Genomic DNA, 10824 nt, shown 5'->3' on the forward strand with positions numbered 1-10824 from the left:
TGCCAGCGATGCATCTCTGTCGTGCCCGGTTCGCCCTGCCAGCTGTCAAGTCTGCAGTTCTCCGACGGGCTTATTCTTAACCTTAAAGCAATCTTTGCCTGTTTTCCTTCGCCGATGCTACGATGCTACAATGATCCCGCACGGTTCCTGCCAGAGAGATCTGGTCGGTAGGCGCGCGAAGGACGATAGGTTGACCGTTACCGAGGATACAGCGAGGTCAGCGGGACGCTGCAAGAACCGCCGAAAGGTTGTCGCTGCTCACCTCATCTGTCACGAAAGCTCTCCCAATGCCTTCAGCAAGGATAAATCGCAGCTTACCATCCACGACCTTCTTATCCTGCCCCATCAGCGCGATCAGGGCGTCATCATCGGGCAGTTGGCCCGGTACGTCAGACAGGCGCGATGGCATCCCCATCTCTGCCAGATGGGCGCCGATACGCGACGGTTCCTCTTGACTGCACAGGCCCATCCGGGCGGATAGCTCGAACGCGAGCGCGCAACCGATCGCCACGCCTTCACCGTGCAAAAGCCGGTCGGAATATCCCGTCGCGGCCTCGAGTGCATGGCCGAAAGTGTGGCCAAGGTTCAGCAGCGCGCGCTCGCCCTGCTCGGTTTCGTCCCGAACCACAATGCCAGCCTTCATCGCGACCGAATGGGCCACGGCATGCGCGCGCGCGTCCATATCGTCGCGCAGCCGCGGCGCGTTCTGTTCCAGCCAGTCGAAGAAAGCGGCATCGCCAAGAAGTCCATACTTCATCACCTCGCCATAACCGGCACGGAAATCGCGCGGGCTCAGCGTGTCCAGCACACCGATATCGGCAAGCACCAGTATAGGCTGATGAAAGGCCCCGATCAGGTTCTTGCCCTGCGCAGAGTTGATGCCGGTTTTCCCCCCGACCGAACTGTCGACCTGCGCAAGCAGCGATGTCGGGATCTGTACGAAGCGCACGCCGCGACGCAGGATCGCAGCCGCAAAACCGACGAGATCACCGATCACACCGCCGCCAAGCGCAATGACGATATCGCGCCGCTCTACCTTCTGCTCCAGCAACCACTCGACAACGCGCGTCAGTTGCGGCCATGACTTCGTGCCCTCTCCCGCCGGCAGCGTCAGCGCCTCTGACGCGACCCCCCCGGCCCGCAGCGCGTCCTGCAACGCACCAAGATGCCGCGCCGCGACATTCTCATCCGTCACGATCGCCACACGGGGGCGGGCCAGAAAGGGCGCAATCTCTGAACCCGCTGAAGCAATCAGCTCCGCACCGATGCGGACATCATAGGCGCGTTCCCCCAGCGGGACATGGACGGTTCGTGTCATTTCAACTCCAGAAAATCGGGGCGGAATTTGCGGATCGCGGCGACCGCACGACGCGCCGTCGCCTCTATATCAGAGGCGGAATCCGTCTTAAGCCGCAGATCAGCGCGGGCATAGATCGGGTTGCGCTTCTCGATCAGCGCCATCAGCGTGCCGCGCGGATCCTCGGTCAGCAAAAGCGGGCGGGTCGGGCGTTGGCGCACGCGGTGCCAGAGCGTGTCAATATCCGCGTCCAGCCAAACCGACAGTCCCGCCGCGCGGATCAGGGCGCGGTTCTGCGGCTGTATCCAGGCGCCGCCCCCGGTCGAGATGACACCGAGCGGACCGTCCAACAGGCGCGAAAGCACAAGCGATTCGCGGTCACGGAAGAACGCCTCGCCATCACGTGCAAATATCTCGGCAATCGACATGGCCGCCGCACGCTCTATCTCTGCATCGGTATCGGTGAAAACGACACCCAGCTGCCGCGCGATTTCCTGCCCGACAGCGGTCTTGCCGACGCCCATCATTCCGACCAGTGCGATCTGTCCCTGCATCCCTGCATCCCGTTCAATTCATGCCGTGAATGGCGTGATCTTTCCGAAAATGCCAGTTATAAAGCAGCAAAACCGGTTGAAAGCCGGGATGAGGCAGTTCGCGAAAGGGCCTAAGATGCGGTTGTTGAAGTTACTGATCGGGCTGGTCGTGCTGGGGTTTCTGGCGCTTGTCGGTTTCGCCTATCTCGGCGATATGTCGCCGCGACAACAGGAAATGCGCCAGCCCGTCGCCCTTGATACCGGGGCTGCCAGCAGCACAGCGGCACCAACGGCTTCAGACCAAGCAGAAGACGAAGCGGAGGCACCACCCGAAGGCGAGGCCGCGGAAGCTGACCCGAATGATCTCGATTAAGCGGTTTGTCACAATCAACGGATTGGCGCTGCTCCTTTCTACGGCAGCGTTGACCGCACCTTTGTCAGCACAGCAGGGGCCACTTTCGGCGAATGACTGGCTCAGCAGCGGGCGACCGCCTTCGCGCGATTCAAGCGCGTGGCGTCCGGGCGATCCGGTGCCCCCGGATGCGCAACGTCTGCGGGTTGAGGATCAGGCCGAACCGGGTGCCGGGCCTGACGATGTGGCCCAAACTGCGGCGACGGTGCCCATTGCCGTCCGCCGCCTGAATGCAGCCGATCCAGATGGGGCAGGCATAATCTCGGCCCGTCAGGCCGGGCTGCCAGAGGATTTCTGGGCTGGCACCGATCTGAAGACGGCGACGCGGATGATCGGCGCGGCGCCGACCCTTCCCGCTTCGGCCCAGATTGCCCGCCGCATTCTTGAAGCCCAGCTTGCCCCCCCGGATATGCCTGCCGATCAGCCCGCCGGTGAATTTTTCGCACTGCGCGTCGATCAGCTGGTCAGTGACGGTGCCCTGCCCTCTGCCCGTGACCTGCTGCAAGGCGCGGGTCAGGATAACACCGAAACATTCAGGCGGCTGTTCGACCTGTCCCTTCTTCTGGGTGGTGAGGAACAAACCTGCCGCAAGATGAACGACGAAACCGGCATTCTCAGCGATCCCTCGGTGCGCATCTTCTGTCTGGCACAACAGGGGGACTGGAATGCCGCCGCCGTCCTGTATGTGGGCGCCAAACGGCTTGGCCTGATCGACGCGCATATGACAGAGCTTCTGTCTCACTATCTTGACGATGCCAGTTCGGAAAGTGGTGAGGTTCTGACGCCGCCGGAAAAGATGACACCGCTTGCCTTCCGCCTGCACGAGGCGATCGGGCAGCCGCTGCCGACAGGCGATCTGCCTGTCGCCTATGCCTGGGCCGATCTGGAAAACCACTCCGGCTGGAAAGCGCAGCTTGAGGCGGCAGAGCGTCTGGCCCGCGCCCGCGCCCTGCCCGCTTCCATTCTGTATCAGCTTTACACCTCGCAACGGCCTGCAGCGTCAGGCGGGGTGTGGGAACGTGCGGCAGCGGTCCAGGCACTGGATGCCGCATTGCTGACACAGGACCCGGCGCGGATCGGCCCCGCCCTGACTGCGGCGTTTCAGCGAATGGAACAGGCCGGTCTGCGCGACAGCTTTGCCGATATGATGGCAGATCGTCTGCAACCGGATACCCTTGTTGCAGAGGCCGCGCATCTGGCGCTTTGGCTGCGGCTTTGGTCCGGAGAGACAGAGGTGGCACGCGCCCCTGAAGACAAGCTTGACAGGGCCCTTCTGGCGCTTGCGACGGGCGGCCAGCCAGAGCCCCTTACACCGGCGCTTGGTGCACTGGCACCGATCTTTGCGACCGAATTGCCGCCGCAGCCAGACCCGGATGACGGCATCGCGCTTGCACCGGCGTTATACGGCGCGCTTGCCGATGCTGATGCGGGGACGCAGGGCGATGTCACGCGGGCTGTGCGCGGCGTTCGGATGCTGCGCGAATTGGGCCTGATCGCCGATGCCCGCCGCGTCGCCACGCAGATCGCGCTTGATCCCCTTTTGAAGGCAGCCGCGGAATGACCGCGCTCAAGACCCGCATAGCGACGTTTCTTGATGCTCAGGCAGCCGAAGCGGGCGCGGCCAGAAACACCGTTCTCAGCTATGGTCGCGATCTGGCGGATTTTGCCGATTGGCTGACCGCCAACAAGTTGGGTTTCGAAGCGATCAGCCGTGATTGCATCGTCGACTACCTCGCCCATTGCGAGGCGCAGGGGCTGGCCCGCGCGACACGCGCCCGCCGGTTGTCGGCCATCCGCCAGTTCACCAGCTTTGCCCTTGAGGAAGGATGGCGCAACGACGATCCAGCCATTCGCATCACCGGTCCGGGCAAGACGCAGCGCCTGCCCAAGGTGCTGTCACAAGACGAGGTGACACGGCTTCTGGACGCCGTGCCCGACACCGGCCGCACAGAGGTCGATCGCGCCCGCAACCGCTGCCTTATCGAATTGCTTTATGCCACTGGGATGCGGGTCAGCGAGCTCGTTTCGCTTCCGGTCGCGGCGACGCGCGGCGATCCGCAACTGCTGCTGATCAAGGGCAAGGGCGGGAAAGAGCGTATGGTGCCCTTGTCCAATGCCGCCCGCGATGCGCTGACCGATTGGCTGCGCCATCGCGACAATGCGGCAAAGGATACGCCGCTTGGCAAGCTTGTCACGGGCAAAGGCGCGCGCTTCCTGTTTCCGGCGGCCTCCAAGACCGGGCATATGGCGCGAAAGTCGATGAATGACCTGATCCGCGACCTTGCCTTGTCGGCGGGAATAGACCCTGCGCGTGTAACACCTCATGTCATCCGCCACGCATTCGCCACGCATCTGCTGGAGGGCGGCGCCGATCTTCGTGCCATCCAGACCCTGCTGGGACATGCTGATTTATCGACGACGGAAATCTATACCCATGTGCTGGATGCGCGAATGCGTGATCTGGTACTGAACCATCATCCACTTGCCCGCGTTTGACCGCATCATGATGACCCCATACCTGACTTTCTCCGCAGCCGCTGCTGCACAGACCCCCGCCCCGCCGACCGAGGCCACCGGAGCAAGCCCGATGATCTGGGCATTCGGCATCGCGATCCTTTGCCTGCTGGTCGGATCGGCCTTCTTTTCGGCATCGGAAACCGCGCTGACAGCGGCCAGCCGCGCCAAGCTGCGCAACCGGGCCGACAAGGGCGATCACGGTGCGGAAGCCGCGCTGAACGTCACCCGCGACAGCGACCGGCTGATCGGGGCGATCCTGCTTGGCAATAACGTTCTGAATATTCTGTCAGCATCTCTGGCGACGGCGTTGTTTACGGCACTCTTCGGCTCTAGCGGTGTGGCGATTGCGACCTTTGTGATGACAATTCTGGTGCTGATCTTTGCCGAGGTGATGCCCAAATCCTATGCCATCGCCAACTCGGAATCGCTGGCGTCTTTGGTTGCGCGACCGATGTCCATCGTCATGCGGCTGCTGTCGCCCATCGTGATGATCGTGCGTGCCATTGTGCGTGCGATCATGCGCGTGTTCGGGCTGCAAAGCGATCCCGACGCGAATATGTTCTCTGTCCACGAGGAAATCGCAGGCGCGCTGTCCATCGGCGCGGAATCCGGCGCGGTGGAGAAAGAGGACCGCGACCGCCTGCTGGGTGCGCTCGATCTCGGCAATCGGACGGTGGACGAGATCATGAAGCACCGATCCGAAATCCAGATGATCGACGCCGAGCTGGCACCGGCAACGATTCTGGAAACGGTGCTGACCAGCCCGCATACCCGCCTGCCCGTCTACAAGACAGAGCGCGAGAATGTCGTCGGCGTCATTCACGCCAAGGACGTGCTGCGTGCGATCCATAAATCCGCCTACGATAACAAAGGCGATCCCGCCGATGCCGTGCGCGATTTCGATGTGATGTCTGTGGCGATGAAACCCTATTTCGTGCCCGACACGACGGCGCTTGACGAACAGATGCGCGAATTTCTGAAGCGGCGCACGCATTTCGCGCTCGTCGTCGATGAATATGGCGCGTTGCGCGGTCTGATCACGCTGGAAGACATCATCGAAGAAATCGTGGGCGAGATTGCAGACGAACATGATACCGAAGCCGATCACGACCTGAAACCCGGCCCCAATGGTGACTATCTGATCGACGGCTCCATGACGATCCGCGACCTGAATCGTGCACTGGATTGGAACCTGCCGGATGAAGAAGCCAATACCGTGGCCGGTCTGGTGATCCATATGGCGCAATCGATTCCGTCTCAGGGACAGGTCTTTTCGTTCCACGGCTACCGGTTCGAAGTGGTGACGCGGAAGGAAAACCGGATCACCAAGCTGCGCATCCGCCCGCTGGCCGCACCCGCAGATTAACTTCCTGCCAGTGCAGCGGCCAGTGCGGGGCTACGCCGGATAGCGTTTGCAAACAGCTCATCACGCCGGGACATCAGGTCAAGATACCAGTCACGACGATGGGCAACCTGCTGGGCCATCATGCGGCCCTGCCTGACCTCTTCCCATGCCGTAGATGCAACGCGGGTGCGCAGTGCCGGATCGGCCGCGAGTTCGATCAGTAAGTTCGACCAATCCTCTGGTTTGCGGACGATAAAGCCGTTCTCCCCATGCCGGATCGTCGCTTCATATACCGCCGGAGAGGCCACGGCGACGACACCCCTGCTGGACGCCTCGACCCATTTGACATCGGATTTGCCCAATTCATCCGGCAGGCCCTCCAGCGGCATCAGCAGAATGTCGCATTGGCCAAGCAGATCCAGATAGTCGCGATAGGGCAAAAACTCCCGGAATCGTTTACCCTCGCCGGGCAGAGCGTCGAAAAACACCCGGTCATGGATGACATCCATCTGCAGGTCGGGCACCGCCTCTATTGCCGGTGCCATCAGCGCCGCAAGTTGGTCCGATCCGGTCCTGTTCAGCCCCCCGTAAAGCACGCGCAATGGTCCCGGTTCATGCTGACGGATCGGCGCCAGATCCTCTGCTCCATTCGGGAAAACCCTGACTTCCGGGTTCCAGCGGCCAAACTGCTGCGCCAGAACCGGGGTGGAGGTCTGTACCGCATGTGCAAGTGCCATATTGCGCGCATAGATATGCGGAACGTCCACCCGTGGCAGCACGCGGGCGACCAGCGAGGGATCATCGTCATATTCGATGACCACGATGATGCCCTTACGCTGACACTCGGCAACGTAGTCTAGAATACGCCGGGGATCTGAAACGCGGGGGCGTTGCAAAAGCACGATTCCGCCAGCCGTGCCGAAATCGGGAACGGTCAGATCTTTTACGCTATGGCTGACTTGTATTGCGGGCTCTGCCGACAGCGCTTCAGCTGGAATGCGCGTGCGCACATCCATTCCGACTGCAAGCTCTGAAAGATGGAAACGCACGGGCGGCGCGATTGACTCAGCCGGAAAAGGACGCGTCGCAACAGCGACGAAATGGGTTGTGAGCAAACGTAGTTCTAACTGGTTGAGGTCCGTTCCGCTTTCGATCCCGACCCGCATCAGGCCGTCGAAGCATTGCCTGTCCGAAACCGGCAGCCGCCTTCCCCGCACCCGCTGCAAGACAAGGCCGCATCCCTTCATCAGCGCGGGGATTTGTTCCTGCTGCATAGCCGCAGGCGTGACGGGCTGACCTGCAAGCCGATCGCACATCCGCGACCAATGTGCGTCATTCTCAAAACTCGCGACCAATTGCCCGCCGGGCTTCAGGCGTGCGGCAAGTTGGTCAAAAAGCAGCACCGGGTCTTTCGAACCCTCTGCCGTTCCATTCAGCACAACAAGGTCAAACAAACCATCCGGATCATTTGCCAGCCCTTCGGGGTCCAGCACTCCGTCCACATCATCCGGATCGCAGTTACCAAGCGCCGTCAAATGCACCAGAGGATTGCGACGCCGATAGGCCCGCGCCAAGGACCCGCCGTTGCAGATCAGCACATCACGCGCCGAAAGCGGCATCAGTGCCAGAAGCTCGGGGATATAATCCTGATCGTCATGCTGCGTGTTCTGCATATTCTACCTTTAAGATGCAGAACGTCCGTCTGTCAGCCTGCCTTATCGGCCAGTAGCAGCCATTCTTCTTCGGCCGAGTCAAGTGCCGCCTGCCGCTCGGCCAGTGCTTCCGTCGCCTTCTGGGCCTTGGCCGGTGCCTCGTTATAGATTTCTGAATTCGAAAGGAATTCTGATAACTTGGCGATCTCTGTCTCCAGCCGGGATATCACGGCAGGCAGCTCTTCCAGCCGGTGCTTCTCGGTAAAGCTCAGGCCGGTTTTCGGGGGCCTTTCACGCGCCGGGACAGTGCTTGCCGGGGCCGGACGCGGCTTATCGGGCTGTGGCACGGGCGCGCGCGCCGGCTCTCGCTGCGCGCGATAATCGCTCCACCCGCCGGGGTAGATGATTGCCCGCCCGTCGCCCTCCATCGCCACGGTGCTGGTTGCGACGCGGTCGATGAAATCGCGGTCATGGCTGACCAGCAGAACGGTGCCGTCATATTCGCCCAGAATATCCTGAAGCAGGTCGAGCGTTTCGACATCCAGATCGTTTGTCGGCTCGTCCAGAACCAGCAGGTTGGACGGTCGCGCCATGATACGCGCCAGCAGCAATCTCGCCTTTTCGCCACCCGACAGGCTGCCGACGGGCGCACGCATCTGCGCGTCGTCGAACAGGAAATCCTTCAGATAGCCGACGACATGGCGCGGCGTTCCGCGCACCATCACCTGATCCGCACGGCCAGAAACCGCCATGCCGGGATCGGTCGTCATCGCATCCCAAAGGCTGATTTCGGGATTGATCGCGCTGCGGGCCTGATCGAAAACGGCAATGTCCAGATTGGTGCCATGCACGACGGTCCCGGAATCCGGCTCGACCTCGCCCGTCAGCATCTTGATCAGCGTCGTCTTACCGACACCGTTCGGCCCGACAAAGGCGACACGATCACCACGCAGGACGCGCAGATCAAAGGGCCGCAGCAGCACGCGGTCGCCGAATGCTTTCGAAATCCCTTTCGCCTCGATCACGCGCTTGCCCGATTGCGGGCCTGCATCCAGTGCCATCACGGCCGCTCCCTGACGCCGGATCTGGGCGGCACGTTCGGCACGCAGATCCTGCAGTGCCCTGACACGGCCCATGTTGCGCTTGCGCCTTGCGCTGATTCCTTCGACGGCCCATCGCGCCTCTGCCTTGATCTTGCGGTCAAGCTTGTGACGCGCCTCATCCTCGGCCGCCCAGGTCGCTTCCCGCCAATCCTCGAACGCCTCGAAGCCCTTGTCCTGACGCCGCACCTCTCCTCTGTCGATCCACAGGGTCGAGCGTGTCAGAGCACGCAGGAAAGCGCGGTCGTGGCTGATCAGCACAAAGGCGGCACGGGTCTGGGACAGCTGTTCTTCCAGCCAGCCGATCGCCTCGATATCAAGGTGGTTCGTCGGCTCATCCAGCAGCATCAGCTCTGGCGCGTCGGCCAGCAGCCGCGCAAGGGCCGCGCGCCGCCGTTCTCCGCCCGATGCCGTGGCAACGGGGCGGGATGCGTCGAATTTCAGGCCCTCTGCCGCCATTTCCACGCGGTAAATCTCACCCGGCAGCAAGGTTGCCGCAGCAAAATCGCCCAGTGTTTCGAACCCGGACAGATCCGGTTCCTGCTCCATATAGCCGACGCTGACACCGGCAGGTGTGACCACCTCACCCCGGTCAGGTTCGACCAGACCCGCCATCACCTTCATCAATGTCGATTTACCAGAGCCGTTTCGCCCGACAAGCGCAACACGCTCACCCGGCTGAATGGTCATGTTCAGGTTGTCGAAAACCGGATTGCCGCCGAAGGTCAGCGAAATATCGGTAAGCTGAAGAAGAGGTGCGCGTGCCATGCCCTGCGCGTTATCCGCCCTGCCCGACCAGGTCAATCGCCATGCTCGGAGAATTCCCGCCGTATTTATCATAGTATTTTAATCAACCATTGACGGCGCCCGATTTCCGACGGATTGTGGGCGGACCCGTGCGGCTGGGTACCTTCCCTAGCCCTTGCTGCGCGGGCACCTGCTGACCCCTCGCAGGCTCTCGACGTCCGGCCGCCTTGCGCGACCGGACGTTTTGATATGAGGTGCTGGCAAAAGATCAAAGGGACGCGCATGGCACAGAAGATCATCATCGACACTGATCCGGGTCAGGACGACGCGGTTGCGATCCTGCTTGCGCTTGGCTCGCCCGAGATCGAGGTTCTGGGCATCACCACCGTCGCAGGCAATGTGCCGCTGTCACTGACCACGCGAAATGCTCAGCTGATCGTCGGGTTAAGCGGTCAACAGGTGCCGATCTACGCTGGCTGCGACCGTCCCCTGTCACGCGATCTGGTGACGGCGGAATATGTGCATGGCAAGACCGGCCTCGACGGGATCGAACTGGGAGAGCCGGAGGTGCCGCTATCGGGCGAGGACGGCGTCGGTTTCATCATCGAAACCCTGCGCCGCGAGGAAGCCGGAACCGTCACGCTGGTGCCCATCGGACCGCTGACCAATATCGCAACGGCCTTTGCCCGCGCCCCGGATATCGTCCAACGCGTCAAGCAGGTGGTGTTGATGGGCGGTGCCTATTTCGAGGTCGGCAATGTCACCCCTGCGGCAGAGTTCAATATCTATGTTGACCCCGAAGCAGCGGCGCAGCTTTTCGCCTCCGGCGTCGATATCGTGGTGATGCCACTGGACGTGACGCATCGTGCGCTGACCTCCGCCACCTGGATCGAGGGGCTGCGCGCGCTCGGCAATCGCGCGGGAGAGGCGGTTGCAAGCTGGACCGACTTCTTCGAACGTTTCGACCGCGAGAAATACGGATCTGCCGGTGCACCGCTGCATGATCCCTGCACAATCGCATGGCTGATCCGCCCCGAGCTTTTCACCGGGCGGCATATCAATGTCGAGATCGAGACAAGCGGGACTTACACAACCGGCATGACGGTCGCGGATTGGTGGGGCGTCACGGGGCGACAGCCGAATGCGCTGTTCGTCCGCGACATCGACCGCGACGGCTTCTTCGCGCTTCTGACAGAGCGGATCGCGACGCTGCCCTGACGC

General features: G+C 61.9%; 9 protein-coding genes. 5 read left to right on the top strand and 4 right to left on the bottom strand.

What is annotated here, in order from left to right:
* Positions 1-217 precede the first annotated feature (217 nt).
* Together aroB and PAF20_RS09795 are read right to left on the bottom strand one after the other, a co-directional pair.
* Positions 218-1318 (bottom strand): 3-dehydroquinate synthase, encoded by a 1101-nt coding sequence (aroB, locus tag PAF20_RS09790; RefSeq protein ID WP_271070479.1) that lies wholly within the window; start codon positions 1316-1318, stop codon positions 218-220.
* On the bottom strand, positions 1315-1851 hold the full coding sequence (locus tag PAF20_RS09795) for a shikimate kinase (RefSeq protein ID WP_271070480.1): 537 nt from the start codon (positions 1849-1851) through the stop codon (positions 1315-1317). Before PAF20_RS09795 ends, aroB begins: the two co-directional genes overlap by 4 nt.
* 115 nt (positions 1852-1966) lie before the next feature.
* Between PAF20_RS09795 and PAF20_RS09800 the strand changes: the two genes are divergently transcribed.
* The 4 genes from PAF20_RS09800 to PAF20_RS09815 are packed head-to-tail and all read left to right on the top strand — an operon-like array spanning position 1967 to position 6125.
* The gene (locus PAF20_RS09800; RefSeq protein ID WP_271070481.1) at positions 1967-2203 is read left to right on the top strand and encodes a hypothetical protein; all 237 of its coding nucleotides are present in this window, start codon (positions 1967-1969) and stop codon (positions 2201-2203) included.
* Between the two features lie 22 nt (positions 2204-2225).
* The gene (locus PAF20_RS09805; protein WP_271070482.1) at positions 2226-3803 is read left to right on the top strand and encodes a hypothetical protein; all 1578 of its coding nucleotides are present in this window, start codon (positions 2226-2228) and stop codon (positions 3801-3803) included.
* Positions 3800-4738 (top strand): tyrosine recombinase, encoded by a 939-nt coding sequence (locus tag PAF20_RS09810; protein ID WP_271070483.1) that lies wholly within the window; start codon positions 3800-3802, stop codon positions 4736-4738. Before PAF20_RS09805 ends, PAF20_RS09810 begins: the two co-directional genes overlap by 4 nt.
* 10 nt (positions 4739-4748) lie before the next feature.
* The gene (locus tag PAF20_RS09815; protein ID WP_434802914.1) at positions 4749-6125 is read left to right on the top strand and encodes an HlyC/CorC family transporter; all 1377 of its coding nucleotides are present in this window, start codon (positions 4749-4751) and stop codon (positions 6123-6125) included.
* Here the strand turns inward: PAF20_RS09815 and PAF20_RS09820 are convergent.
* Together PAF20_RS09820 and PAF20_RS09825 are read right to left on the bottom strand one after the other, a co-directional pair.
* A complete protein-coding gene (locus PAF20_RS09820) occupies positions 6122-7777 on the bottom strand; it encodes a glycosyltransferase (RefSeq protein WP_271070484.1) in 1656 nt (551 codons plus the stop codon). The genes PAF20_RS09815 and PAF20_RS09820 overlap by 4 nt on opposite strands.
* A 32-nt stretch (positions 7778-7809) precedes the next feature.
* Positions 7810-9624 carry an ABC-F family ATP-binding cassette domain-containing protein gene (locus PAF20_RS09825; protein ID WP_271070485.1) on the bottom strand — a complete coding sequence of 605 codons (1815 nt, stop codon included), beginning with the start codon at positions 9622-9624 and terminating at the stop codon, positions 7810-7812.
* A gap of 261 nt (positions 9625-9885) precedes the next feature.
* On the opposite strand from PAF20_RS09825, the gene PAF20_RS09830 reads away from it, so the two are divergent.
* Complete coding sequence (locus tag PAF20_RS09830; protein WP_271070486.1) at positions 9886-10821, top strand: nucleoside hydrolase; 936 nt, start codon at positions 9886-9888, stop codon at positions 10819-10821.
* The last annotated feature ends 3 nt before the right edge of the window (positions 10822-10824 follow it).

It is taken from the genome of Paracoccus albus (assembly GCF_027913035.1).
Taxonomy (GTDB): domain Bacteria; phylum Pseudomonadota; class Alphaproteobacteria; order Rhodobacterales; family Rhodobacteraceae; genus Paracoccus; species Paracoccus albus.